This is a genomic window from uncultured Serinicoccus sp. (assembly GCF_947500995.1).
Lineage (GTDB): Bacteria > Actinomycetota > Actinomycetes > Actinomycetales > Dermatophilaceae > Ornithinicoccus.
This window is the reverse complement of the sequence record NZ_CANMUA010000005.1, coordinates 148,687-172,145: the sequence shown is the minus strand read 5'-3', so window position 1 is coordinate 172,145 and position 23,459 is coordinate 148,687. Positions and strand designations below refer to the sequence as shown.

Annotated in this window: 21 protein-coding genes and 4 tRNA genes; 13 read left to right on the top strand and 12 right to left on the bottom strand. The window is 71.8% G+C overall.

The window, feature by feature from the left end:
• The first annotated feature begins 1 nt into the window (after window position 1).
• Entirely contained in the window at window positions 2-1,150 is a 1,149-nt protein-coding gene (locus Q0967_RS09445; RefSeq protein WP_298752197.1) for a P1 family peptidase, read from the top strand.
• A 62-nt stretch (window positions 1,151-1,212) separates the two neighbouring features.
• Entirely contained in the window at window positions 1,213-2,097 is an 885-nt protein-coding gene (purU, locus tag Q0967_RS09440) for a formyltetrahydrofolate deformylase (RefSeq protein ID WP_298752199.1), read from the top strand.
• A 92-nt stretch (window positions 2,098-2,189) separates the two neighbouring features.
• Here purU and Q0967_RS09435 read toward each other — a convergent pair whose 3' ends face one another.
• On the bottom strand, window positions 2,190-2,960 hold the full coding sequence (locus Q0967_RS09435; RefSeq protein WP_298752201.1) for an SDR family NAD(P)-dependent oxidoreductase: 771 nt from the start codon (window positions 2,958-2,960) through the stop codon (window positions 2,190-2,192).
• A gap of 110 nt (window positions 2,961-3,070) precedes the next feature.
• Window positions 3,071-4,702: an AMP-binding protein gene (locus Q0967_RS09430; protein ID WP_298752205.1), complete on the bottom strand. Its 1,632-nt coding sequence runs from the start codon at window positions 4,700-4,702 to the stop codon at window positions 3,071-3,073.
• 64 nt (window positions 4,703-4,766) lie between these two features.
• Between Q0967_RS09430 and Q0967_RS09425 the strand changes: the two genes are divergently transcribed.
• On the top strand, window positions 4,767-6,089 hold the full coding sequence (locus Q0967_RS09425) for an aminotransferase class III-fold pyridoxal phosphate-dependent enzyme (RefSeq protein ID WP_299449703.1): 1,323 nt from the start codon (window positions 4,767-4,769) through the stop codon (window positions 6,087-6,089).
• Between the two features lie 24 nt (window positions 6,090-6,113).
• Window positions 6,114-6,476, top strand: a complete 363-nt coding sequence (gene cutA, locus Q0967_RS09420; RefSeq protein WP_298752208.1) for a divalent-cation tolerance protein CutA — start codon at window positions 6,114-6,116, stop codon at window positions 6,474-6,476.
• A gap of 10 nt (window positions 6,477-6,486) precedes the next feature.
• Here cutA and Q0967_RS09415 read toward each other — a convergent pair.
• A tRNA-Gly gene (locus Q0967_RS09415) sits at window positions 6,487-6,560 on the bottom strand.
• A gap of 81 nt (window positions 6,561-6,641) precedes the next feature.
• Between Q0967_RS09415 and dcd the strand changes: the two genes are divergently transcribed.
• A complete protein-coding gene (gene dcd, locus Q0967_RS09410) occupies window positions 6,642-7,223 on the top strand; it encodes a dCTP deaminase (protein ID WP_298752210.1) in 582 nt (193 codons plus the stop codon).
• 24 nt (window positions 7,224-7,247) lie between these two features.
• On the opposite strand, the gene Q0967_RS09405 is transcribed toward dcd, so the two are convergent.
• On the bottom strand, window positions 7,248-9,542 hold the full coding sequence (locus Q0967_RS09405; RefSeq protein WP_299449700.1) for a (Fe-S)-binding protein: 2,295 nt from the start codon (window positions 9,540-9,542) through the stop codon (window positions 7,248-7,250).
• A 112-nt stretch (window positions 9,543-9,654) separates the two neighbouring features.
• On the opposite strand from Q0967_RS09405, the gene cysK reads away from it, so the two are divergent.
• Entirely contained in the window at window positions 9,655-10,623 is a 969-nt protein-coding gene (gene cysK / locus Q0967_RS09400) for a cysteine synthase A (RefSeq protein ID WP_299449698.1), read from the top strand.
• An 11-nt stretch (window positions 10,624-10,634) separates the two neighbouring features.
• On the top strand, window positions 10,635-11,249 hold the full coding sequence (gene epsC, locus Q0967_RS09395) for a serine O-acetyltransferase EpsC (RefSeq protein WP_299449864.1): 615 nt from the start codon (window positions 10,635-10,637) through the stop codon (window positions 11,247-11,249).
• 109 nt (window positions 11,250-11,358) lie between these two features.
• On the opposite strand, the gene Q0967_RS09390 is transcribed toward epsC, so the two are convergent.
• Window positions 11,359-11,706, bottom strand: a complete 348-nt coding sequence (locus tag Q0967_RS09390; RefSeq protein WP_298752216.1) for a YtxH domain-containing protein — start codon at window positions 11,704-11,706, stop codon at window positions 11,359-11,361.
• A gap of 97 nt (window positions 11,707-11,803) precedes the next feature.
• Window positions 11,804-11,886 (bottom strand) — tRNA-Ser (locus tag Q0967_RS09385).
• A 210-nt stretch (window positions 11,887-12,096) separates the two neighbouring features.
• Here Q0967_RS09385 and Q0967_RS09380 point away from each other — a divergent pair.
• Complete coding sequence (locus Q0967_RS09380; protein ID WP_022926015.1) at window positions 12,097-12,300, top strand: cold-shock protein; 204 nt, start codon at window positions 12,097-12,099, stop codon at window positions 12,298-12,300.
• A 157-nt stretch (window positions 12,301-12,457) separates the two neighbouring features.
• Here Q0967_RS09380 and Q0967_RS09375 read toward each other — a convergent pair whose 3' ends face one another.
• Entirely contained in the window at window positions 12,458-14,056 is a 1,599-nt protein-coding gene (locus Q0967_RS09375; protein ID WP_298752223.1) for an LCP family protein, read from the bottom strand.
• Window positions 14,057-14,173: 117 nt separating this feature from the next.
• On the opposite strand from Q0967_RS09375, the gene Q0967_RS09370 reads away from it, so the two are divergent.
• Window positions 14,174-14,265, top strand: a tRNA-Ser gene (locus Q0967_RS09370).
• A gap of 70 nt (window positions 14,266-14,335) precedes the next feature.
• Here the strand turns inward: Q0967_RS09370 and Q0967_RS09365 are convergent.
• Together Q0967_RS09365 and Q0967_RS09360 are read right to left on the bottom strand one after the other, a co-directional pair.
• Window positions 14,336-14,644, bottom strand: coding sequence for a hypothetical protein (locus Q0967_RS09365; protein ID WP_298752225.1), 309 nt, complete (start codon window positions 14,642-14,644; stop codon window positions 14,336-14,338).
• The gene (locus tag Q0967_RS09360; protein ID WP_298752227.1) at window positions 14,641-16,470 is read right to left on the bottom strand and encodes a phosphoenolpyruvate carboxykinase (GTP); all 1,830 of its coding nucleotides are present in this window, start codon (window positions 16,468-16,470) and stop codon (window positions 14,641-14,643) included. Before Q0967_RS09360 ends, Q0967_RS09365 begins: the two co-directional genes overlap by 4 nt.
• 175 nt (window positions 16,471-16,645) lie before the next feature.
• On the opposite strand from Q0967_RS09360, the gene Q0967_RS09355 reads away from it, so the two are divergent.
• Both Q0967_RS09355 and Q0967_RS09350 read left to right on the top strand, forming a co-directional pair.
• Window positions 16,646-17,401: a sulfite exporter TauE/SafE family protein gene (locus Q0967_RS09355; RefSeq protein ID WP_299449694.1), complete on the top strand. Its 756-nt coding sequence runs from the start codon at window positions 16,646-16,648 to the stop codon at window positions 17,399-17,401.
• Window positions 17,402-17,490: 89 nt separating this feature from the next.
• Window positions 17,491-17,563, top strand: a tRNA-Arg gene (locus Q0967_RS09350).
• A 149-nt stretch (window positions 17,564-17,712) separates the two neighbouring features.
• On the opposite strand, the gene Q0967_RS09345 is transcribed toward Q0967_RS09350, so the two are convergent.
• The 3 genes from Q0967_RS09345 to Q0967_RS09335 are packed head-to-tail and all read right to left on the bottom strand — an operon-like array spanning window position 17,713 to window position 20,604.
• Complete coding sequence (locus tag Q0967_RS09345; RefSeq protein ID WP_298752231.1) at window positions 17,713-18,387, bottom strand: AIM24 family protein; 675 nt, start codon at window positions 18,385-18,387, stop codon at window positions 17,713-17,715.
• Window positions 18,388-18,445: 58 nt separating this feature from the next.
• Complete coding sequence (locus Q0967_RS09340; RefSeq protein WP_298752234.1) at window positions 18,446-19,408, bottom strand: D-glycerate dehydrogenase; 963 nt, start codon at window positions 19,406-19,408, stop codon at window positions 18,446-18,448.
• Entirely contained in the window at window positions 19,405-20,604 is a 1,200-nt protein-coding gene (locus tag Q0967_RS09335; RefSeq protein ID WP_298752236.1) for a pyridoxal phosphate-dependent aminotransferase, read from the bottom strand. The genes Q0967_RS09340 and Q0967_RS09335 overlap by 4 nt, the downstream gene beginning before the upstream one ends.
• Window positions 20,605-20,735: 131 nt before the next feature.
• Between Q0967_RS09335 and Q0967_RS09330 the strand changes: the two genes are divergently transcribed.
• Window positions 20,736-22,142 carry a sugar porter family MFS transporter gene (locus Q0967_RS09330; protein WP_298752238.1) on the top strand — a complete coding sequence of 469 codons (1,407 nt, stop codon included), beginning with the start codon at window positions 20,736-20,738 and terminating at the stop codon, window positions 22,140-22,142.
• 208 nt (window positions 22,143-22,350) lie between these two features.
• The gene (locus Q0967_RS09325) at window positions 22,351-23,379 is read left to right on the top strand and encodes a type IV toxin-antitoxin system AbiEi family antitoxin domain-containing protein (RefSeq protein WP_298752241.1); all 1,029 of its coding nucleotides are present in this window, start codon (window positions 22,351-22,353) and stop codon (window positions 23,377-23,379) included.
• Window positions 23,380-23,459 lie beyond the last annotated feature (80 nt).

Below are 23,459 nucleotides of genomic sequence, written 5' to 3'. Positions count from 1 at the left end.
CATGCAGCCCACCGCCGGCCCGACGAACTCCCTGCTGGACGTGGCCGGTCTCGCGGTCGGCCACCACCAGAGGGTGGGTGACGGGTGGCTCACCGGCACGACGGTGGTCCGCTGCCCCCCGGAGGGTGCCGTCGCCGGGGTCGACGTGCGCGGCGGGGCGCCCGGCACCCGGGAGACCGACCTGCTCGACCCGCGCAACCTGGTGGAGCGGGTGCACGCGATCGTGCTCTCGGGAGGCTCGGCCTTCGGCCTGGCCGCCGCCGACGGGGTCATGCGCGAGCTGTACGCCCGTGGCCAGGGCTTCCCCATGGGGGGACCGGGGGAGGTGGTGCCGATCGTGCCGGCCGCCGTGTGCTTCGACCTGGGACGGGGTGGCGACTTCGGGGCCTTCCCCGACGCCGGGTTCGGGGTCGCCGCCCTCGCCGCTGCGGACGGTGGCGGCGGGACCGCGGACGAGGGTGGGCGACCCGCGGGGTCAGAACCGGCGGGACACGTGCCGCAGGGGAGCCTCGGCGCGGGCACGGGCGCCCAGGTCGGCGGTCTGCGGGGCGGGGTGGGCACGGCGAGCGGTGTGCTGCCCGACGGCACGACGGTCGCCGCGCTCGTGGTGGTCAACGCCGTGGGCTCCGCGGTCGACCTCGACACCGGCGAGCTGTGGGGCGCCCGGCACCTGGTGGCCGAGGACCTCGCCGACCTGGGGGGCTGGCCGGACGGCCGGTGGCCGCAGCGCCCCCGGGCCGAGGAGCTGCGGGCCGCGCGAGCCGCTGCGGAGGAGGCCAACGCCACCAGCGCGGTGCCGCGGTCGCTGGCCACGACCATCGGCGTGGTGGCGACCGATGCCGCCCTCGACCCGGCGCAGTGCGCCCGGCTCGCGACCAGCGGGCACGACGGCATGGCCCGCGCGGTCAACCCGATCCACACGATGTTCGACGGCGACAGCCTCTTCGGCCTCGCGACCTGCGCACGGCCCGCCCCGGACCGGGCCGGCGTCCACGCGATGCTGCACACCGCGGGCGAGGTCGTGACCCGGGCCATGGTCCGGGCCCTGCTCGCGGCGCAGACCATCACCACCCCGGCCGGCACCTGGCGGAGCTACCTCGACGCCTTCCCCTCCGCCGCCCACCCCCCGACCCCACCGGACGCGCGGTAGGGCCGCACCGGACGCACAGCAGGGCCCCACCGGACGCGCGGAGGGACGTAGACTCGCCCGGCGTGGCACTGCATACCTCCGCGTCGGCCGAGACCGGCCGCGACATCGTCCTCACCCTGTCCTGCCCCGACCGTCCCGGCGTGGTGCACGCCGTGTCGGGGGCGATGCTCGAGCACGACCTGACCATCACCGACAGCCAGCAGTTCGCCGACCCGAGCACGGGCGAGTTCCACCTGCGGATGGAGGCGACCCGCGAGGGGTCGCCGGTCGACATCGACACCCTGCGCGCGGGCCTGGCCCAGGTGGCGGACGGCCTCGAGGGGCAGTGGCAGGTGCACGACCGTGCCGAGCCCCACCGTCTGCTCGTCATGGTGAGCAGGATGGGGCACTGCCTCAACGACCTGCTCTTCCGCACGCGCACCGGGCAGCTCCCGGTCACCATCCCGGCCATCGTCTCCAACCACGAGGACTTCCGTGCCCTCGCGGAGTGGCACGACATCCCGTTCCACCACCTCCCCGTCACGCCCGACACCAAGGCCGACGCCGAGGCCGGCCTCCGTGAGCTCGTGGAGAGGCACGACGTCGACACCATCGCCCTCGCGCGCTACATGCAGGTGCTCTCGCCCACGATGTGCGCGGACTACTCGGGGCGCATCATCAACATCCACCACTCGTTGCTGCCCAGCTTCAAGGGCGCCAAGCCCTACACCCAGGCGCACGACCGCGGGGTCAAGGTCATCGGCGCGACCGCGCACTACGTCACGGCCGACCTGGACGAGGGCCCGATCATCGAGCAGGACTTCCGGCGGGTGGACCACCGGCTGACCCCGGCCCAGCTCGCCCAGCAGGGGCAGGAGGTCGAGGCGACCGCCTTCTCGCGGGCCATCCGCTGGCACGCCGAGCAGCGTGTCGTCCTGCGCTCGGGCCGCACCATCGTCTTCTCCTGACCCGAGGGACCGCAGGACCCTAGGGGAACGCAGGACCCGAGGGGACCGCAGACGCCCACCCACGCCGACGCCGGCCGGTGACACGCCGTCGCTCACCCGGGCGGGGTGAACCGCCCGTCGATCGCGGTCCAGCCGCCGTCGACCATCACCTGGCTGCCGGTGACGAAGCTCGCCGCGTCGGAGGCCAGCCACGCCACGGCCCCGACCATCTCCTCGGGCCGCGCCCAGCGACCCAGGGCCGACTTCTGCGCATACGCCCGGTCCCAGTCCGCGTCGTCGCGGATCTGCTGCGTCAGGGGCGTCGCCACGACTCCCGGCGCGACCGCGTTGATCCGCACCCCGGCCGGCCCGAGCTCGGCGGCCCACGTGCGCACCAGCTGCGTCACGCCCGCCTTGGTCGCGGCATACACCCCTTGCCCCGGCTCGACGGTGACCGCGCGGATCGAGGTCAGCGCGACGACGGACCCCCGCCCGCGCTCGACCATGCCGGGCGCGAAGGCGCGCACCGCCTGGAAGGTGCCCCGCAGGTTGAGGTCCACGACGCGGTCGAACTCCTCGGCCGTGTAGTCCAGCAGCCGCTTGCGGACGTTCATCGCGGCGGTGAGCACCAGCACGTCGACGTCACCGAGCTGGGCGGCACAGCGCGCCAGGGCGTCGGTGTCCAGCACGTCGACGGGGTATGCCGCTCCTCCCGGCGCGCGATCCAGCGCCGCCCGGGCGACACCCGGGTCCTGGTCGAGGCAGCTCACCCGGGCGCCCTGGGCGGCCAGGCCGGCGACGATCTCGGCGCCGATCCCGCCGCACCCGAGCACCGCGGCGTGCCGGCCGTCCAGGCGGAACATCTGTGCGTAGTCCAGGCTCATGACCCGATCCTGCCAGCAACCATGCGCGGCGCTCGGTGGGGCCGGGGGCAACCATTCGCGGCGCTCGGTGGGGCTGGGGGCAACCATTCGCGGCGCTCGGTGGGTGGGGGTCAGGGCTCGCGCAGCAGCTCCGCGCCACGCTCGCGCAGCTCCACCTTGCGCACCTTGCCGGTGACCGTCATGGGGAACTCCTCGACGACGTGCACGTGACGCGGGATCTTGTAGCGGGCGAGCGAGCCGGAGCAGAACTCCCGGACGGCCTCCGGGGTGAGCGGTGCGGCTCCCTCGCGCAGCCGCAGGAAGGCCATGAGCTCCTCGCCGTAGCGCTCGTCGGGCACTCCCACGACCTGGGCGTCGAGCACGTCCGGGTGGGCGTGGAGGACCTCCTCGACCTCCCGGGGAGAGATGTTCTCCCCGCCCCGGATGACCAGGTCCTTGATGCGGCCGGTGATCTCGACATACCCCTCGTCGTCCATCACCCCGAGGTCACCGGTCGCCATCCACCCGTCCTGCAGGACCTCCGCGGTCCGCTCCGGGTCCTCCCAGTAGCCGAGCATGACCGAGTAGCCCCTGGTGCAGAACTCGCCCGGCGTGCCGCGCGGCACGACCTCGCGCGTCGTGGGATCGACGATCTGGATCTCCAGGTGCGGTCCCACCCGGCCGACGGTGCCGACCAACCTGTCGAAGGGGTCGTCCGGAGCCGTCTGGGTGGACACCGGTGAGGTCTCGGTCATGCCGTAGCAGATGGTCATCTCCTCGACGCCCGCCTCGATGAGCGCGCGCATGACCGACGCCGGGCACGGCGACCCGGCCATGATCCCGGTGCGGACCGTGGCCAGGTCCGCGGTCGTGAGCCCGTCGCCGGCGTCGAGCAGCTCCAGCATGGCGATGAACATCGTCGGCACGCCGTAGAGCGAGGTGCACTGCTCGTCCCGCACCGCCCGCAGGGTCGCCCCGGGGTCGAACCCCGGCCCCGGGATCACCGCGCAGGCGCCGTGGGTGGTCGCCGCGAGCGTGCCCATGACCATGCCGAAGCAGTGGTAGAACGGCACGGGTATGCAGATGACGTCGCGCTCGGTGTAGCGGCACCCCTCCCCGACGAAGTAGCCGTTGTTGAGGATGTTGCGGTGGGAGAGCGTGGCGCCCTTGGGGAAGCCGGTGGTGCCGGAGGTGTACTGGATGTTGATCGGCTGGTCCGGGGTGAGCGTCGCCTGCAGCTCGGCGAGGCGCCCGGGGCTGACCTGGTGGGCCCCGGCCAGCACCTCGTCCCACCCCTCGTCCCCGATGACGAGGACCTGGGCCAGGTCGGGGCACTCCTCCCGGACGCGCTCGACCATGTCGGGGTAGGCGCGGCCCCGGAACTCCTGCGCCACGACGACCGTGCGCGTCCCCGACTGCTGCAGCACGTAGGCCAGCTCGCGCTCGCTGTAGGCCGGGTTGATGGTCACGAGGATGGCCCCGATCTTGGCGGTCGCCAGCTGGACCAGGGTCCACTCGGCGCAGTTCGGCGCCCAGATGCCCACCCGGTCGCCGGTGCGCACCCCGGAGGCGACGAAGGCGCGGGCCACGAGGTCGACGTCGCCGACCAGCTCGGCATACGTCCAGCGGCGCCCGGTGGCGACCTCGACCAGCGCCTCACGGTCGGCGTGCCGGTGGGCGGTCTCGTCGAGGTTGTCCCCGATGGTCTGCTCGAGCAGCGGCGGTTCGCCGACCCCGGTGGTGTGCGCCAGCGCCTGTGCCATGTCCCCCATCCTGCCGTGCGTGCGCGACGGGCACCAGGGGGACGGCTGGCCTAGAGTCGCTCCCATGACGACCCCTCCCGACCTCGACCGCGACGCCCGGATCCGGGAGCTCTCCCGGGCCCACGTCATGACCTCCTGGTCGGCCCAGCGGGCCATCGACCCGGTGCCGCTGGCCGGGGGCGAGGGAGCCTACTTCTGGGACCACCAGGGCCGACGCTTCCTGGACTTCTCCTCCCAGCTGGTCAACGTCAACATCGGCTACCAGCACCCGCGCCTGTCGGCCGCCATCGCCGAGGCGGCCGGGCGGCTGACCACGGTGGCCCCGGCCTTCGCGGAGGAGAGCCGGGCCGAGGCGGCGGCCCTCATCTCGGGGCTGGCGCCGGAGGGCATGAGCAAGGTCTTCTTCACGGGCGGCGGTGCCGAGGCCAACGAGAACGCCCTGCGGATGGCCCGAGCGCACACCGGCAGGCACAAGATCCTGGCGTCCTACCGCAGCTACCACGGGGGGACGGCCGGGGCCATCACCCTGACCGGCGAGGCCCGCCGGTGGGGCGGTGAGCCCGGCATCCCCGGGGTCGTGCACTTCTGGGGCCCGCACCTGTACCGCAGCGAGTTCCACGCCACGACGCAGGAGGAGGAGAGCGAGCGCGCCCTGCTGCACCTGCGGCACACCCTCGAGGCCGAGGGGCCGGGCCAGGTCGCCGCGATCATCCTCGAGACGGTGGTCGGGTCGAACGGCATCCTCGTGCCGCCGCCGGGCTACCTCCCCGGGGTGCGGGCGCTGTGCGACGAGTTCGGCATCCTGCTCATCCTGGACGAGGTCATGGCGGGCTTCGGGCGGACCGGGGCGTGGTTCGCCCTCGACCACTTCGGGGTGCGGCCCGACCTCATCACCTTCGCCAAGGGGGTCAACTCCGGGTATGTCCCGCTCGGGGGCGTCGTCATCGACGACCGGGTCGCGGCGACCTTCGACGAGCGCCCGTTCCCGGGCGGGCTGACCTACTCGGGTCATGCCCTCGCCACCGCCTCCGCCGTCGCCGCGATCACGATCATGCGCGAGGAAGGGGTCGTCGAGCACGCCGCTCAGGTGGGGGAGCGCAGTCTCGGGCCGGCGGCGACGGCGCTCCTGGGCACGAACCCGCTGGTGGGGGATGTGCGCGGGCTGGGGGTGTTCTGGGTCGTCGAGCTCGTGGCCGACCACGCCTCGCGCGAACCGGCCTCTGCTGCCATGATGAAAGCGGTGCAAGCCGGTTGCCTGGAGCGGGGGATGTGGCCCCTCATCGTGGCCAACCGCGTGCACCTGGTGCCGCCGTGCGTGATCACCGACGAGGACGCCTCCCGTGGCGTGGCGATCCTCGCCGACGTGCTGGCGGGCGTGACGCCGTGACCGCACAAGCAGGAAGCAGGGGAGATGACCGACCCGTCCCATCTCGTGGAGGTCCGCGTCAGCGTGCCCTCGATGGAGTCCGCCCGGCACATCGGTGAGGCGCTCGTCGCCCGACGGGCCGCCGCCTGCGTGCAGGTGCTGGGGCCGATGACCTCGATCTACAGCTGGAGCGGGGAGGTGCACGAGAGCAAGGAGTGGCTGCTGCTGGCCAAGACGTCGCGGGAGGCCTTCGGTCGCCTCTGCGAGACCGTGCGATCACTGCACCCCTACGAGGTGCCCGAGATCATGGCCGTGCCTGTCGTCGACGCCCTGGACAGGTATGCCGCGTGGGTGACCCACCACCTGGGTGGGTCGGGGGCCGAGCAGCCCCGCGGGCCCGGCTACTGAGTCTGACGCGTGGAGCGGGCGACGAGAATCGAACTCGCGTATTCAGCTTGGGAAGCTGATGTTCTACCATTGAACTACGCCCGCGCGGCCTCGGATCGAGGCGACAGTCATGATAACCACCCCGGGTGTCCACGACCAAAGTCACCCCCCGGCTAGGGTGACGTCGTGCTGCTCTCAGACCGCGACATCCTCGCCTCGATCGACTCCGGGCGGGTCCGGCTGGACCCGTGGGACCCGACGATGGTCCAGCCCTCCAGCGTCGACATCCGGCTGGACCGCTACTTCCGGCTCTTCGACAACCACAAGTACCCCGTCATCGACCCGGCGCAGGAGCAGCCGGACCTGACCCGTCTGGTGGAGGTCGACCCGGGGGAGAGCTTCGTGCTCCACCCGGGTGAGTTCGTGCTCGGGTCGACCTACGAGCAGGTCAGTCTGCCGGACGACATCGCCGCCCGCGTCGAGGGCAAGTCCTCCCTGGGGCGGCTGGGCCTGCTCACGCACGCGACGGCGGGCTTCGTCGACCCGGGCTTCACCGGGCACGTGACCCTGGAGCTGTCCAACGTCGCGACCCTGCCCATCGTCCTGCACCCGGGGATGAAGATCGGTCAGCTCTGCTTCTTCCGGCTGAGCTCGGCGTCGCAGCACCCCTACGGCAGCTCGGAGAAGGGCAGCCACTACCAGGGTCAGCGCGGACCCACCGCCAGCCGGTCCTGGTCCAACTTCTCCCGCAGCGACGTCGCTCGCTGAGCGTCCTGCCCGTCCAGGGTGCCCTCAGCCGGGCTGCTCCTGGTCGGCGCGACGCACGGCGGCCAGCAGCATCTGGGCGACGTCGACGACCTCGACCTCCTCGCGGGCGCCCTCGGCCTGCTTCTGCGTGAGGCCGTCGGAGAGCATGACCCGGCAGAAGGGGCAGCCGATCGCGATGCGGTCGGCGCCGGTGGCCAGCGCCTCCTCCGTGCGGTTGAGGTTGATGCGGGTGCCCAGCTTCTCCTCCATCCACATGCGGGCGCCACCGGCGCCGCAGCAGAAGGACTTCTCCCCGTGCCGGGGCATCTCGGTGAGCTGGACCCCGGGGAGCGCGCCGATGAGCTCGCGCGGCGGGGCGTAGACCTGGTTGTGCCGGCCGAGGTAGCACGGGTCGTGGTAGGTCACGGACTCCGCGGTCGAGGCCGCCCCCACCGTGTCCGCGGCGTCCGGCCGGGAGACCGGGGTGAGGCGCTTCTCGCGCACCAGCCGGTTGAGCAGCTGGGTGTGGTGCACGACTTCGAACTGCCCGCCGACCTGCGGGTACTCGTTCTTCAGCGTGTTGAAGCAGTGGGCGCAGGTCACGACGATCTTGGTGGCGCCCGCCTCGGTGAGGACCTCGACGTTCTGCATGGCCAGCATCTGGAAGAGAAACTCGTTGCCGCTGCGCCTGGCAGGGTCACCGGTGCAGCTCTCGCCGTCGCCGAGCACCGCGAAGCTCACCCCCGCGGTGTGCAGCAGCTCGGCCACCGCACGGGTCGTCTTCTTGGCGCGGTCCTCGAACGCGCCGGCGCACCCGACCCAGAAGAGGTAGTCCATCTCCGCCAGGCTCTCGAGGTCCTCGCCCACCACGGGGATGTCGAAGTCGAGGTCCTTGGCCCAGTCCATCCGCAGCCGGGCGTTCATGCCCCACGGGTTGCCCTTGTTCTCGAGGTTCTTGAACAGCCCGCCCAGCTCGGAGGGGAAGGCCGACTCGATGAGGTTCTGGTAGCGCCGCATGTCCACGATCGCGTCGACGTGCTCGATGTCCACGGGGCACTGCTCGACGCAGGCGCCGCACGTCGTGCAGGACCACAGGACGTCCGGGTCGATGACGCCACCGCCGTCGGGCACCGTGGGGTCGCCCTCGGTCTCGCCGACGAGCGGGCGCTGCGCCGCGACGACCGCCGTCGTGGGGATGCCGTGCAGCTGCTCGGGCAGGCCCTCGGCCCCCGGGCCGCCGGCCGCCTCCAGCGCCTGGGCGGCGGCCTCCCGGTGCTCCTGGCCCGCCTGCAGCCAGGGAGCGACGGCGTGGTGCTGGTCGCGCAGGTTCTTGACGAGCATCTTGGGCGAGAGCGGCTTGTCGGTGTGCCAGGCCGGGCACTGCTCCTGGCAGCGGCCGCACTCGGTGCAGGTGGAGAAGTCGAGCAGGCCCTTCCAGGTGAAGTCCTGGACCGAGCCGACGCCGAGCGCCGCGTCCTCGTCGAGCTCCTCGATGTTCTCGAAGTCCACCGGCTCGCCCCCGACCCTGATCGGCTGCACCGCGCCGAGCGACGTCGCGCCGTCGGGGTGGCGCCGGAACCAGATGTTGAAGAAGGCGAGGAAGCGGTGCCAGGCGACGCCCATCGTGGGCGTCCGGGCGATGATGATCATCCACGCCATGGAGATGAGGATCTTCAGCAGCGCCACCCCGATGATCCAGCCCTCCAGGGTGGAGGGCGACGTCCCGGCCAGGGGCGCGCCGAGCCAGGCCGTGAGGGGGAAGTGCAGGGCGGTCGCCCACGCCTCGCCGGTGGCCCGGCCGAGGGCGTACTCGAGCGCCCGCAGCGCGACGATGCAGATCCCGACCCCGAGGATGACGAGCTCCACGACGTAGGCCTGCCAGAACGTCGACCCCCAGAAGCGGGACCGGCGACCCAGGGCCCGGGGGTGCTCCCGCTGGCGCACGACGATGAGCGCGGCGATGCCGACGACGGCGCCCCAGCCGAACAGCTCGGTCAGCCACTCGAAGGGCCAGAAGTGACCGATGAGCGGCAGGACGAAGTGCGGGTCGACGAGCTGGCCGTAGGCGGTGACCAGGGTGAGGAACAGGAGGCCGAAGGAGACCATGACCACCCAGTGCGCCACCGCGACCCAGCGCTTGCGCGCCATCCGGGTGTGCCCCAGCACCTCCCGCAGCAGCGTCGAGGTGCGCAGGCCGGGGGCGTCGGTGCGGGTCTCGGGCTGCCCGAGCCGGAACCGGTCGACGAAGGCGGCGAGGGTGCGGACGAAGAGGGCGACCGCGGCCAGGGTGACCAGGCCCGCGACGACGATGGCGAGGACCTGCAGCACTCCGAAGGACATGGGGGCAGCGTAGTCGTCGCCCCCGTCAGCACGCAGCGCACACGACCACCCGACGCGACGTCATACCTGGAATAACGGGGTGTTGCATGATGTATAACCTGCTGAGAGCAGCATGCTGCTGACCCTGCGACGAAAGGCTTCCCCCGTGCGCGTCCACGACGACATCACCCAGGCCATCGGCGGCACCCCGCTGGTGCGCCTCAACCGGCTCACCGACGGCATCGCCGACGGTGCCCAGGTCCTGCTCAAGATGGAGTCGCAGAACCCCGCCGCCTCGGTCAAGGACCGCATCGGTGCGTCCATCATCGACGCGGCGGTCGAGGCCGGTGAGCTCAAGCCGGGCGGCACCATCGTCGAGGGGACCTCGGGCAACACCGGCATCGCCCTCGCCATGGTCGGGGCCGCACGCGGCTACAAGGTCGTCCTCGCCATGCCCGAGACCATGAGCATGGAGCGCCGGGCGCTGCTGCGCGCCTACGGCGCCGAGCTCGTGCTCACCCCCGGTCCGGAAGGGATGAAGGGCGCTGTGGGCAAGGCCGACGAGATCGCCGAGGAGCGCGGCGCGGTCCGGGCCCGGCAGTTCGCCAACCCGGCCAACATCAAGGTGCACTACGAGACGACCGGTCCGGAGATCTGGGCGGACACCGACGGCCAGGTCGACATCTTCGTCGCCGGCGTCGGCACCGGTGGCACCATCACCGGGGCCGGGCGCTACCTGCGCGAGCAGAAGCCCGACGTGGGCCTGGTGGTCGTCGAGCCCGCGGACAGCCCCATCCTCACCGGGGGCCAGCCCGGCCCCCACAAGATCCAGGGCCTCGGCGCCAACTTCGTCCCCGAGATCCTCGACACCGAGCTCTACGACGAGGTCGTCGACGTGACCCTCGACGACTCCCTGCGGACCGCCCGCTCCCTGGCCACCGAGGAGGGTGTCCTCGCCGGCATCTCCTCCGGGGCCAACGTGTGGGGTGCGCTCGAGGTGGCGAGGCGTCCGGAGAACGCCGGCAAGACGATCGTCGTCGTCATCCCCTCCTTCGGCGAGCGCTACCTCTCGACCGTCCTCTTCGAGGACCTGAGGGACTGACCGTGCCGACCTTGCTGACCCGGGGGACGCGTCGTGGCACGGACCTCGTGCGACGTGCCACGGCCGCGGTCCGGGAGGATCTGGACGCCGCCGTCGAGCGGGACCCCGCGACCAGCAGCCGGCTCGAGATGGCGCTGGCCTCCCCGGGGCTGCACGCGTTGTGGGCCCACCGGGCGAGCCACGCCCTGTGGACCTCGGGCAGGCGGTTGCCGGCCCGGCTGCTCTCCCAGGCGGCGCGGGCCGCGACCGGGGTCGAGATCCACCCCGGTGCGACCATCGGCCGACGCTTCTTCGTCGACCACGGCATGGGGGTCGTCATCGGCGCGACCGCGGAGATCGGCGACGACGTCATGCTCTACCACGGGGTGACCCTCGGCGGGCGGTCCCTGGACCCCACCGTCAAGCGCCACCCCACCCTCGGGGACGGCGTCACCGTGGGTGCGGGTGCCAAGATCCTCGGGGACATCGTCGTGGGTCACGGCGCCCAGGTGGGCGCCAACGCGGTGGTCACCAAGGACGTCCCCTCCATGGCGGTCGCGACCGGCATCCCCGCCACGGTCCGCCGCCCGGACCCCGGCCGGGACCCGCAGGAGGCGCTCTACGACGAGCCCGCGCTCTGGATCTAGCGGTGCGCCGCGGCATACCGGTCGAACGCCGGTGAGCAGCCTCACGAGCACGGTATGACGAAGGCCCACCTCCTCGGGGAGGTGGGCCTTCGTCATGCGCGGGGGTGGGTCAGGGGAGCTTCTCCCCGCCCGGGCCGAACCCGGTGGCGTCGATGGTCGCGTCACCGTCGCCGTCGAGGCTGCCGGTGGCGTTCTCGTAGGTGCCGTCCTGGTCGGTGCTCTCGTGCCCGGAGACCTTGGACTTGACGCCGTCGGCGGTGGCCTTGGCCTGCTCGCTGACCTTCTGGCTGAGCTCGGGGGCCTTGGCCTTGACCTGCTCCACGGTCTCCTGGACCTTGGGGTTGCCCCAGGCCTTGCTGGCCTGGTCGGCGATCTGGTCGTAGCGCTCGCGGCCGGCGCGGGCGCCGAGGACGTAGCCGGCGGCAGCGCCGACCAGCAGCAACAGCTTGTTGCGCATGTTGACTCCTTCTCGTGGGTCTGCGTTCGCCCCGACCATATCGCGCAGTCGGCGGCGCGTCCGCCGGGATCGCCTGCGGCCGGGGAGGGCATGCGCGCGGAGGGTGTGGGATTCGAACCCACGGAGGTTTCCCTCGGGCGCTTTCAAGGCGCCTGCACTCGGCCACTATGCGAACCCTCCAGGCCTCGGACGGCCCGCGTGCGGGACCGCGCCTGGCGCTGCCCATCATCGCACGGTCCTCGGATGTCACCATCGGGCGCTGTGGCTGATAGCGTGGTGTCTTGGTTGGCGTTGTATCTTCTCGCGAGTGAGCTGGGGGGTTCACCACCACCACCGTCCGCGCCCTGCGGTCGGTTGCACATGCACAGCACATCAGAAAGAAGATCGCCCATGGCACAGGGAACCGTGAAGTGGTTCAACGCGGAGAAGGGCTTCGGCTTCATCGCTCAGGATGGCGGTGGCCCCGACGTGTTCGTCCACTACTCGGCCATCGAGACCAACGGCTACCGGACGCTCGAGGAGGCCCAGCGGGTCGAGTTCGACGTCACGCAGAGCCCGAAGGGGCCGCAGGCGGACGCCGTTCGCCCCGTCTGAGGTAGGCCGTTCCACAACCTTCCGCGAAGGCCCCCGTCACCCTCGAGGTGGCGGGGGCCTTCGGCATACCGGGGGAGACGCCACGAGCGTCCCGTGGACGTCGGGAGAGGTGGCGACTCCCACGGGACCGTCGTGACGGGGGAGCGGGGTCAGGGGGTCAGTCGCACACGGCGCCGACGTCCTCGAGCTCGTCGCTGGGCTCCTCGGTCGTCGTCGGGGTGTCCTGCGCGGGCGGCGCGGTGGTCTGCGCGGCGTCGTCGCCCGCCGTGGGCGCCTCGCTCGGCTCGTCGGCCGGCAGCTCGGGGGCCGGGTTGAGGGCCTCGTAGACGCGGGCGCGGATGAGCGAGTAGTTGGGGTCGACGGTGTCGATGTTGGCGCCGGTGAACGGCAGGCTGCGCATGGTGCCGTCCTGGACCTGCAGCACCAGGCCGGCCCACTCGTCGAGGTCCTCCTGCGGCAGGTCGGTGAGGACGTTGTCGCCCACCGCACCGATGATCTGGGGGTAGCGCTGCAGCATGGTCATGGGGTTGACCTGGTCCACGACGGCCGCGACCATGCACCGCTGCCGCCGCATGCGGGAGAAGTCGTCGGTCGTCACCCGGGAGCGGGAGTAGGCCAGGGCCTGCGGCCCGTCCAGCCGCTGCGGGCCCGGCTCCAGCCACTCGTAGTCCGAGGTGGGGTCCAGCTGCAGGGTGCCGTTGGCGTCCGTGTAGGTGTAGCCCCCGATCGGAATGCGCTCCTGCACGTTGACGAGCACGCCCCCCATGGCGTCGACGAGGTCGGCGAAGCCGCGCATGTTGACGATGACGGTGTGGTGGATGGGTATGCCGAGGATCCCGGAGAGCACCTCGCGCGTCGCGGTCTGGCCCGGGTTGGGGTCGTCGGTGTACCACTCCGGGTGCTCCTGCGCGGTGAGCTCCGCCTCGGTCCAGATGCTGTTCATCAGGCACTGGTCGCCGCAGTCGTAGACCGGGCCGTAGACGTCGTGCAGCGGGTTGTCGCGGGGGAGAGGGATGTTCTGGAGGTTGCGCGGGACCGAGAAGAGCACGCTGTCGCCGGTCCGGGTGTCGATGCTGGCGACGATCATGGTGTCGGTGCGGGTGCCCTCCCGGGCCTCGGCCGCGTCCGAGCCCAGCAGCAGGACGTTGACCCGCGGCAGGTCCTTCCACGGGTCGTCCGGGTCGTCGCCGACCACCGAGGTGGGGGCCGCGCCGTTGCTGCCCCCGCCCCCGCCGACCGTGCCCCCACCGGCCTCGAAGACCTTGTCCACCGCGTCGACGTGGGCGGTGATGTAGCGGACCCCGAGCACGGCGGGTGCGCTCACCGCGAGGCAGAGCACGGCCGTCAGGGTGGTCAGGGCAGCGCGTTGGCCGCGGGAGAGCCGCCGCGGCGCCGCGACGAGCGCGGTGAGCGCGACGGCCGCGACCCACACCAGCGTGCCCAGCACGAGCACCACCGCGATGGTCCGCAGCCGTCCGGTGTCGGCGGCCGTCTGCAGGGCCGTGGTCGTCAGCCCGTTGGTGAGGGCGTAGGCCGTGACGGCGACCAGGGCGAGCGCGGCCAGCCCCAGGATGACGAGGCCCAGGCGTCTCCGGGACGTGCCCAGGAGACCTGCCCCCGGGACGACCGCGCTGAGCGTGGTGAGCCCTGCCGCGCGACCGACCCCCTGGCCCTGCTCCGGCTGCTCGGCGCGCGCTCGGGACCGCGGCACGGGTGCGTCGGACCCGGGGTCGGACGAGCCACGGGAGTCAGTCATGCCGGAGGTGCCTTTCGGGTCGAGGACGAACCATACTCTCCCTCCGGACCCTGGTGCCGGGCTGGGAAAGAGGGGTTTGGTCGCGCCCAGCATGCCAGGTAACCTGATCCACGCCGTGGAGGTGTCGCCTAGTCTGGTCTATGGCGCCCGCCTGCTAAGCGGGTTTCGGGTTTATAGCCCGATCGAGGGTTCAAATCCCTCCACCTCCGCCCGGTCGCCGCGAGCGACACGAACCCCCGAGCCCTGGTGGCTCGGGGGTTCTGCCGTGCGTAGGCCCGGCTAGGACACGTCCGGGGCGTCCTGCTCGGGGTCGTTGGGGTCGTGGCCCTCCTGGCCCTCTGGCCCGGAACCGTCCGCGTCGTCGGTGCTCTCAGAGTTCTCGGCGTCCTCGGCGTCCGGGCCGGGGTCCCCCTCCGTCTCCTTGGACTCCTGCGCCTGGGCGGCCTCGTCGGAGCCCGCGTCGCGCTCCTGCCGGGCGAGGGCGTCGACCGTCTCCTGGATGTCGTGCTCGCCCGGCGGCAGCGGCTCGTCGGCCAGCATGGGCCGGCTGCCCTCGGGGCGGGGCTCGGAGCCCGGGGTGATGCTCATGGGTGGGTGACCTCCTGCAGTCGTTGCTCGAGGATGGCCAGCTCGTCCTCCATCGCCGCCGGGAGCGACCCGGGGTTGAAGGCGGCGAACCACTCCCTGATCAAGGGAAGCTCAGCCTCCCACTCGACGGCGTCGAACTCCAGCGCTGCCGCCACGTCCTGGGGGGTGAGGTCCAGACCGGAGACGTCCAGGTCCTCGGGCAGGGGGTGGAAGCCGATGGGGGACTCCTGCGCCTCGACCTCCCCCTCGAGCCGTCGGATCATCCACGTCAGCACCCGGGAGTTCTCGCCGAAACCGGGCCACAGGAACGAGCCCTCGGAGTCCCGGCGGAACCAGTTGACCAGGAAGATCTGCGGGAGCCGGGAGGCGTCCGCCTGCTTCCCGACCTCCAGCCAGTGGTCGAGGTAGTCGCCGGCGTCGTAGCCGATGAAGGGCAGCATCGCCATCGGGTCGCGACGGACGACCCCGACCGCGCCCTTGGCGGCGGCGGTGGTCTCCGAGGACAGCGTGGCCCCGAGGAAGGTGCCGTGCTGCCAGTCGCGGGCCTGGGTGACCAACGGCACGGTCGTCCGGCGGCGCCCGCCGAAGAGGATGGCCGAGATCGGCACCCCCTCGGGCCGGTGGTACTCCGGGGCGAGCGTGGGGACCTGGGTGATCGGGGTGCAGAAGCGGCTGTTCGGGTGGGCGGCCGGGCGGCCGCTCCCGGGGGACCAGGGCCGTCCGTGCCAGTCGGTGAGCTCGGGCGGCTCCTCCTCGGTCAGGTCCTCCCACCACACGCCGCCCTGCGGGGTGCGCGCGACGTTGGTGAAGATCGAGTTGCCGGCCTGGATGGTCTCCATCGCCACCGGGTTGGTGCGGGCGTTCGTGCCGGGGGCCACGCCGAACAGGCCGAACTCGGGATTCACGGCATACAACCGGCCGTCCTCCCCGAAGCGCATCCAGGCGATGTCGTCCCCCACGAGCTCGGCGGTCCACCCCGGGACCGTCGGGCGGATCATCGCCAGGTTGGTCTTGCCGCAGGCCGAGGGGAAGGCGCCGGCGACGTAGTGCACGGCCCCCTCCGGGCCGGTGAGCTTGAGGATGAGCATGTGCTCGGCCATCCAGCCCTCGTCGCGGGCGATGGCGGAGGCGATGCGCAGGGCGTAGCACTTCTTGCCGAGCAGCGCGTTCCCGCCGTACCCCGAGCCGTAGGACCAGATCGCCCGCTCCTCGGGGAAGTGCACGATGTACTTGTCCTCGTTGCAGGGCCAGGGCACGTCCTGCTCGCCGGGCTGCAGCGGCGCCCCCAGCGAGTGCAGGCCCCGGACGTAGGGGGCTTGAAGTTCCTCCATGAGCTCCAACACCGGGGTCCCGACCCGCGCCATGATGCGCATGGACGCGACGACGTAGGGGCTGTCGGTGAGCTCCACGCCGAACTTCGGGTCCGCGGCGTCGAGGTGGCCCATGACGAAGGGGATGACATACATCGTCCGGCCGGTCATGGAGCCGGCGAACCGGGGCCACAGCTCGTCCTTCATCTTCTGCGGCGCCACCCAGTTGTTCGTGTGACCCGCGTCCTTCTCCTCGACCGAGCAGATGAAGGTGCGGTCCTCGACCCGGGCGACGTCGTCGGCGTCCGACAGCGCGAGGTAGGAGTGCGGGATCTCGTCCTCGGCGAGCGGGCTGGCGGTGCCGGCGGCCACGAGGATCTGCTCGACGGCGCGCCGCTCCTCCTCGGACCCGTCCACCCAGACGACCCGGTCGGGGAGGGTGTGGGCAGCCACCTCCCTCACCCAGGCGTCCAGGTCGGCGTGGCGGGTGCCACCGGTCGTGGTGATGTCGGGCATGGCCGTCCTTCCTGGCGTCGTTGCCAGTCGCGGGTCGCCGGGGCAGCGCCGCCCCGGTGCGACCACCGTAGCGCCGGCGGCCGCCCCTCGGGGGGCCCGGAGGTGCTCGCGGTGTGGCGTCGGTCACCGGCGCGACGTGGCGGCACATACCCCTGGGGGTATGTATCCTGGTCTCGTGATCTTCCTCGTCGCCGCACTCGCCGTCCTCGTGGGGCTCTCGCTCGGCCTGCTCGGGGGCGGTGGGTCGATCCTCACGGTGCCGCTCCTGGTCTACGTCGCGGGCATGGAGGCCAAGGAGGCGATCGCGACGTCGTTGCTCGTGGTCGGGGTGACCAGTGCCGTCGCCACCGTCGCCCACGCCCGGGCCGGGCGGGTGCAGTGGCGCACCGGGCTGATGTTCGGCGGGTTCGCCATGGTCGGTGCCTACCTCGGCGGCCGGGTCGCCGCGTTCCTGCCGGGCACCCTGCTGCTCCTCGCCTTCGCCCTCATGATGCTCGCCACCGCCTGGGCCATGCTCCGCCGCCCGTCCGGCCCGGCCCCGACCCGGGCGCACGACACGCTGCCGTGGGCGCTGGTCGTCGGCGAGGGCCTGGTGGTGGGTTTCGTCACCGGCATCGTGGGTGCGGGCGGTGGCTTCCTCGTGGTGCCGGCGCTGGTGCTCCTCGGCGGGCTGCCGATGCCGGTGGCCGTGGGCACCTCGCTCGTGGTCATCGCCATGAAGTCCGGGGCGGGGCTCGCGGGCTACCTGTCCTCGGTGAGCATCGACTGGGCGACCGCCGGTGTCGTCACCGCGGCCGCCGTGGCCGGGGCGCTGGTCGGTGGACGGCTGGTGTCCCGGGTCCACCCGGACCGGCTGCGGGTGGCCTTCGGGTGGTTCGTGCTCGTCATGGGGGTGGTCGTGCTGGCCCAGGAGGTCCTGGCGCTGCTGTGACGCGGGGCGCGATGAGGAGCCCTGAGCGGGGGCGGCGGGGCTGCGATTAGGAGCCCTGAGCGCCGATCCGTTAGAGTTGCTGATCGCCAGCGCCCGTAGCTCAACGGATAGAGCATCTGACTACGGATCAGAAGGTTAGGGGTTCGAATCCCTTCGGGCGCGCTCTGGTTGAGACAGATGACGAGGGCCCCCACCGGATGCGGTGGGGGCCCTCGTCATGTCCGCAGACACGCCGGGGCCGACCGGCTCATCGACGCACGTGCGCGGATGAGCCGGTGCGGGCGGGCGTGTCTCCGGGATGTCGAGGGGGGTCAGCTGCTGCTGGAGGGCGGCGGGTGCCCCTCGGAGGCCTGCACCACGACGACGCCCGACCCGGTGAGCGCGAGCTGGTAGGCCTCGCCGGAGCCGCGGCCGACGACGGCGCCCAGCCGGGCCGTCCTGCGGACCGAGGAGCGCAGGCCGCCGGACCACAGGACGGCGGACTGCATGTCGACGAAGGTCGGGGCGTCGACCTGCAGCACGACCGGGTCGCCGTGGGCCAGCACGGCGATCATCCCCGAGCCGCTGAAGGTCGTGTTGAACAGACCACCACTGAGCATGGACGCACCCTCGACGCGGTTGATGTCCCACCGCAGACTGCTCTCGAACGCCAGGACGTTCTTGCCATTGACCGTGACCTGCTCGTCCTCGAGCTCGAGCACGAAGATCTCGTCGGCGTCCTTGGCGAGGAACACGTCCCCGCTCCCGGAGACCTTCATGAGCGACATCCCCTCGCCGGTGAAGGCCTTCTTGAAGAGCTTGGCCGCACCGCCCGAGCCCTCGTAGGCGAAGTCGACGTCGCCCTGGTAGGCGACCATCGAGCCCTGCATCGCGTAGAAGAACCCCCCGGTGCCGCTCAGGTCGACCTTGAGCATTCTCGCGTTCTGGAGCGTGAACCGCCCTGGCTCGCCCTGACGTTCGGCTTGGTCCAGCAGCTGCCCGCGCATGTCGAGATGCTACTGACACCTGGCCCGGTGCGCGACCCCTCGTCCGTGGGCGACGGGGTCAGCGGATGGGGGTGGGGGGCTCCTCGCCGGCCAGCACGGCGACGGCGTTGTCCGCGGCCAGGGTGGCCATGGCGGTCCGGGTCTCGATGGTGGCCGATCCGAGGTGGGGGACGAGCACGGCGTTCTCGCACCCCAGCAGGTCGGGGTGCACCTGCGGCTCGTCCTCGAAGACGTCCAGCCCGGCCCCGGCGATCTGCCCCTCCCGCAGCGCCTGGGCCAGCGCCGCCTCGTCGATGACCGGCCCGCGGGCGGTGTTGACGACGTAGGCGGTGGGCTTCATGGCGGCGAACTGCTCGGCGCCCAGCAGGTGGTGGGTGGCGGGGGAGTAGGGGCAGTGCAGGGAGAGCACGTCGCTCTCCGCCAGCAGGGTGTCCAGGTCCACCCGGTGCGCCCCGAGCTCCAGCTCCAGCTCGCGCGGGGCCTGGGAGCGGGAGGAGTAGATGACGTTCATGCCGAAGGCCCGGGCGCGCCGGGCCGTGGCCGCGCCGATCCCGCCGAGCCCGACGACGCCGAGCGTCTTGCGCTGCAGCCCCGACCCGAGCAGGTAGAACATGCCCCACTGCCACGGGGTGCCCGAGCGGATGACCCGCTCGCCCTCGCCGAGCCGGCGGGTGGCCATGAGGATGAGGCCCATCGCGATGTCCGCGGTCGCCTCGGTGAGCACCCCGGGAGTGTTCGTGGCGACGACGCCGCGCTCGCGGCATACCTCCACGTCGACGTTGTTGTAGCCCACCGCGACGTTGGCGACGACCTGCAGCTGGTCTCCGGCGGCGTCGAGCAGCTCGGCGTCGACCTGCTCGGTGAGCAGCGTGAGCAGCGCGTCGGCGCCGCGGACCTGCGCGAGCAGCTGCTCGCGCGGCTGCTGGTCCTCGCTGTCCCAGACGTCGACCTCGTGACCGGCGCGACGCAGGATGTCCAGCCCCGGCTTGGGGATCCGGCCGGTGACGACGACCCGGCTCATGCGTGGCTGCCGATCCACTCGCGCAGCCCGCCCAGGCCGCGCCGGATCTGCTCCTCCGGGAGCCCGGAGTAGGCGAACCGGATGTAGCTGCGGTCCTCCCCGGGCTGCGGGCGGCCGAAGTGGTTGCGGGTGCAGAAGCTCACCCCGGTCGCGTGCAGGGCCTGCTGGGCGAAGTCGCCGACGTCGCGCGCCCCGACGATCTGGATGGCCTCGGTGACGTCGGGGAAGAGGTAGAAGGTCGAGCGCGGGGTCTCGACGGACATGCCCGGGGTGTCGGCCACGATCTCGCACGCCGCGTCCCGGCGCGCCTTGAGCGTGGTGAGCATGTCGGCCACCGGCTCCTGCGGGCCGGTGAGGGCGGCGATCCCCGCCCACTGGACGTAGTGGGTCGTGCAGGACTCGTCGTTGGTGTTCATGGTCGAGAAGACCTTGCCCATGGGCGGCGGTGCGACGGCGCAGCCGAGCCGGGAGCCGGTCATCGCGAACTTCTTGGAGAAGGTGTAGAGGATGCAGGTGCGCTCGCGCATGCCCGGCAGGCTCGCGATGGAGGTCGACGTGCCCTCGTAGCGCATCTCGAAGTAGGCCTCGTCCGAGAGCACCCACAGGTCGTGCTCGATGGCGAGCTGCGCGATCGCCTCCCGCTCGGCGTCGGTCGACTCCGCCGAGATGGGGTTCTGCAGGTCGTTGTAGATGATCGCGACGGTCCGGTCGGTGATGAGGTCGCGCAGCTGGTCGAGGTCGATCCGGAAGCCGTCGTCGGTCGGCAGGTAGCGGTAGGAGCGTCCGCGGCCGCCGAGGTACTCGATCTGGCTCTCGTAGATGGGGAAGCCCGGGTTGGGGTAGAGGACCTCGTCGCCCGGGTTCATCACCGCCTGGAGGAACTTGGTGATGACCGGCTTGCCGCCGGTCATGACGGTCACCTCCTCCGGGCCGAACGTCATCCCGCGGCGGGACCCGATGTCGTCGGCGAGCGCGGCCCGCAGCTCCGGTATGCCGGGGCCTGGGCAGTATCCCGTCTTGCCGTTCGCGATGGCGACGTTCATGGCCTCGACGATGTGGTCGGCCAGCGGGACGTCGAGGTCGCCCAGGTGGAAGGGGTAGACCTCGTGGCCCTGCGCCTTCCAGTCGGCGGCGGCCGCGGCGACCGCGAACGCGGTCTCGGTGCCGAGGTTGTCGAGCCTGGAGGCCAGCTTCATACCCCACGTCCTTGTGTGTCGAGATCCGAGAGGTCATCACCGTATCGCGCGTCTGGTGGTGCGGAGGTGCGTGGAGGTGCACACTGTCGGGTGTCGTTGCGTCAAGGATGACGACCGAAAGGGTGGTGGACATGAGCGAGCGGTCACAGGTACAGGTCGGGGAGCGGGACTACTATCTCGGGAAGGCGATCCTGCTGGCCTCGGTGGCCGCGCTGGGCGGCTTCCTCTTCGGCTTCGACACCGCCGTCATCAACGGTGCGGTCACGGCCATGCAGGGCGACTTCGAGATGGGGTCGGTGCTGACCGGCTTCGTCGTGAGCTCGGCGCTGCTCGGCTGCATGGCCGGGGCGTATGCCGCGGGCCGCCTGGCCGAGCGCATCGGCCGCATCCGGGTCATGATGCTCGCCTCCGCGCTGTTCACCATCTCGGCCATCGGGTCGGGCTTCGCCTTCGGCCCGGTCGACATGATCGTGTGGCGGGTGGTGGGCGGCATCGGCGTGGGTGCGGCGTCGGTGATCGCGCCCGCCTACATCGCGGAGATCGCCCCGGCGTCGATCCGCGGTCGGCTGGGCTCGCTGCAGCAGCTGGCCATCGTCAGCGGCATCTTCATCGCCCTGCTCTCCGACTACTTCCTCGCCGGCGTCGCGGGCGGCTCCGCGGAGGCGCTGTGGGGCAGCACCGCCTGGCGCTGGATGTTCTGGGCCGAGATCATCCCGGCCGTCGCCTACGGCGTGCTGGCCACGACGATCCCCGAGTCACCGCGCTACCTCGTCGCCCTGGGCCGCGTCGACGAGGCCCGCGAGGTCCTCGGCCGGGTCATGATGCGCGGGATCGCCGACCGGATCACCGAGATCCAGCGGACGGTGCGGCGGGAGGCCAAGGCGTCCCTGACGGACCTCATGAAGTCCGGAGGCGGGCTGCTCCCGATCGTCTGGATCGGCATCGGGCTGTCGGTCTTCCAGCAGTTCGTCGGGATCAACGTCATCTTCTACTACTCCTCGACGTTGTGGCAGGCGGTCGGCTTCACCGAGGAGGACGCGCTCACCCAGACGGTCATCACCTCGGTGACCAACATCGCTGTGACGATCCTGGCCATCGCCCTCATCGACAAGATCGGCCGTCGCGTGCTGCTGAGCATCGGGTCGGCGGGGATGTTCCTGACGCTCGGGACGATGGCGTGGATCTTCGCCAACGCACCGGTCGTCGACGGGTCCCCCCAGCTGGGCGACACCACCGGTCTCATCGCCCTCATCGCGGCGAACGGCTTCGTCGTCTTCTTCGGCATGTCGTGGGGTCCGGGCGTGTGGGTCCTGCTCGGCGAGATGTTCAACAACCGCATCCGCGCGACGGCGCTGGGCGTCGCGGCGGCGGCACAGTGGCTGGCCAACTTCGTGATCTCCACGAGCTTCCCGGCCATGGCCGACCTGGGTCTGGGCTTCGCCTACGGCTTCTACACGCTGTGCGCGCTGCTCAGCTTCTTCTTCGTCCTGAAGTTCGTGCCGGAGACCAACGGCCGCGAGCTGGAGGACATGGACTGACGCCGTCCCTGGCCGGCGCCCCTGCCGCGCTGGACCGACTCATACCCAGAAGGTGCTCCCCTGCCGTGATGCATCACCGCAGAAGAGCACCTTCTGCGTATGAGTGGGGTCGGGCCCGTCGTCCACACCCCCAGCGGCGCTTCTTCTGCGTCCACAGATGCCCGGCGGGGGCTGGCCGCAGCCCCGCCCCCGGCCCAGCATCACCGACATGGACGACCTCCCACGGCTCGCCGCCTTCCTCGCGGCCCACGACGGTGTCATCACCACGGCCGAGGCGCGCCGCCTCGGGCTGGGTCCGAACGACCTGCGGCGCCTCGTGTCGGACCAGCTCCTGCGGCGGGTCGGGCGGGGCGCCTATGCGGAACCGTCGCAGGACCGGACGATCGAGGCGACCAGGGCGGTCATCGCGTTGAGCCGGGCCAGACCGGACGTCGCCGCGAGCCACCAGAGCGCGGCCCTGCGATGGGGGTTCCCGGTCCTGGCCAGCGCGCTGCCGAGGATCCACCTCACCCGGACCTCGGGCACGGCGGCGACGCGGAGCCACGCCACGTTCACCATCCACGCCTTCCCGGGCCGCCCCGACGCCTTCGGCCTCGTGGGGCGGCTCCCGGTCGTGACCCCGGCGCTCGCGGCGGTCGGCACCGCTCTCGAGGCCGGTGTGGACGCCGGGGTCTGCGTCGCCGACGCCGCGCTGCGCGCCGACCTGGCCAGCAGGCAGGAGATGCTGGGCTGGGTCGAGGCGATGCGCCGCACCCCCCACCTCTCGAGGGCCCGACACGTCGTCGCCCAGGCCAGCCCGACGGCGGAGTCGGCCGCCGAGTCCAGGGCCAGGATCCGGTTGCTCGCGCTCGGTCTCCGGGTCGTCCCGCAGGTGGTCCTCCGCGAGCAGCACGGTGCCTTCGTCGCCCGCGTCGACTTCCTGCTCCCCGATCTGGGCGTCGTCGTCGAGGTCGACGGCGCGCTGAAGTATGCCGGTGCCGAGGGTCGGGCCGCCCTGGTGGAGGAGAAGCGTCGCGAGGACGGCATACGGCGCCTCGGCTACGGCGTGGCCCGCCTCGTCTGGTCCGACCTCGACGATCTCGCCCGTATCCGGGCGGTGGTCGAGCTGGCTGCGCCCACGGTGACGCGCGCCCCGGAGCGTGTGGCGGTCACCGTGGAAGCCCACCAGCGCCGCACCGGGGCGACGTGGGACGGCCTGCTCCTGCACTCCTGCGCAGATGTCGTTCCTCGAGCGTGATGCATCACCGCAGAGGTGCACCTTCTGCGTAGGAGAGGTCGGGGGTCGGTCAGCAGGCCGCGTCCGAGAGGGCGGGGGTC

Excerpts from the sequence above, each read along its gene's own strand:
- Q0967_RS09445 (WP_298752197.1), top strand. The coding sequence starts at position 2 with ATGCAGCCCACCGCCGGCCCGACGAACTCCCTGCTGGACGTGGCCGGT.
- Q0967_RS09435 (WP_298752201.1), bottom strand. The coding sequence starts at position 2,960 with ATGAGCCTGGACTACGCACAGATGTTCCGCCTGGACGGCCGGCACGCC.
- Q0967_RS09430 (WP_298752205.1), bottom strand. The coding sequence starts at position 4,702 with ATGGCACAGGCGCTGGCGCACACCACCGGGGTCGGCGAACCGCCGCTG.
- Q0967_RS09425 (WP_299449703.1), top strand. The coding sequence starts at position 4,767 with ATGACGACCCCTCCCGACCTCGACCGCGACGCCCGGATCCGGGAGCTC.
- cutA (WP_298752208.1), top strand. The coding sequence starts at position 6,114 with ATGACCGACCCGTCCCATCTCGTGGAGGTCCGCGTCAGCGTGCCCTCG.
- Q0967_RS09405 (WP_299449700.1), bottom strand. The coding sequence starts at position 9,542 with ATGTCCTTCGGAGTGCTGCAGGTCCTCGCCATCGTCGTCGCGGGCCTG.
- cysK (WP_299449698.1), top strand. The coding sequence starts at position 9,655 with ATGCTGCTGACCCTGCGACGAAAGGCTTCCCCCGTGCGCGTCCACGAC.
- Q0967_RS09390 (WP_298752216.1), bottom strand. The coding sequence starts at position 11,706 with ATGCGCAACAAGCTGTTGCTGCTGGTCGGCGCTGCCGCCGGCTACGTC.
- Q0967_RS09380 (WP_022926015.1), top strand. The coding sequence starts at position 12,097 with ATGGCACAGGGAACCGTGAAGTGGTTCAACGCGGAGAAGGGCTTCGGC.
- Q0967_RS09375 (WP_298752223.1), bottom strand. The coding sequence starts at position 14,056 with ATGACTGACTCCCGTGGCTCGTCCGACCCCGGGTCCGACGCACCCGTG.
- Q0967_RS09365 (WP_298752225.1), bottom strand. The coding sequence starts at position 14,644 with ATGAGCATCACCCCGGGCTCCGAGCCCCGCCCCGAGGGCAGCCGGCCC.
- Q0967_RS09360 (WP_298752227.1), bottom strand. The coding sequence starts at position 16,470 with ATGCCCGACATCACCACGACCGGTGGCACCCGCCACGCCGACCTGGAC.
- Q0967_RS09345 (WP_298752231.1), bottom strand. The coding sequence starts at position 18,387 with ATGCGCGGGCAGCTGCTGGACCAAGCCGAACGTCAGGGCGAGCCAGGG.
- Q0967_RS09340 (WP_298752234.1), bottom strand. The coding sequence starts at position 19,408 with ATGAGCCGGGTCGTCGTCACCGGCCGGATCCCCAAGCCGGGGCTGGAC.
- Q0967_RS09335 (WP_298752236.1), bottom strand. The coding sequence starts at position 20,604 with ATGAAGCTGGCCTCCAGGCTCGACAACCTCGGCACCGAGACCGCGTTC.
- Q0967_RS09330 (WP_298752238.1), top strand. The coding sequence starts at position 20,736 with ATGAGCGAGCGGTCACAGGTACAGGTCGGGGAGCGGGACTACTATCTC.
- Q0967_RS09325 (WP_298752241.1), top strand. The coding sequence starts at position 22,351 with ATGGACGACCTCCCACGGCTCGCCGCCTTCCTCGCGGCCCACGACGGT.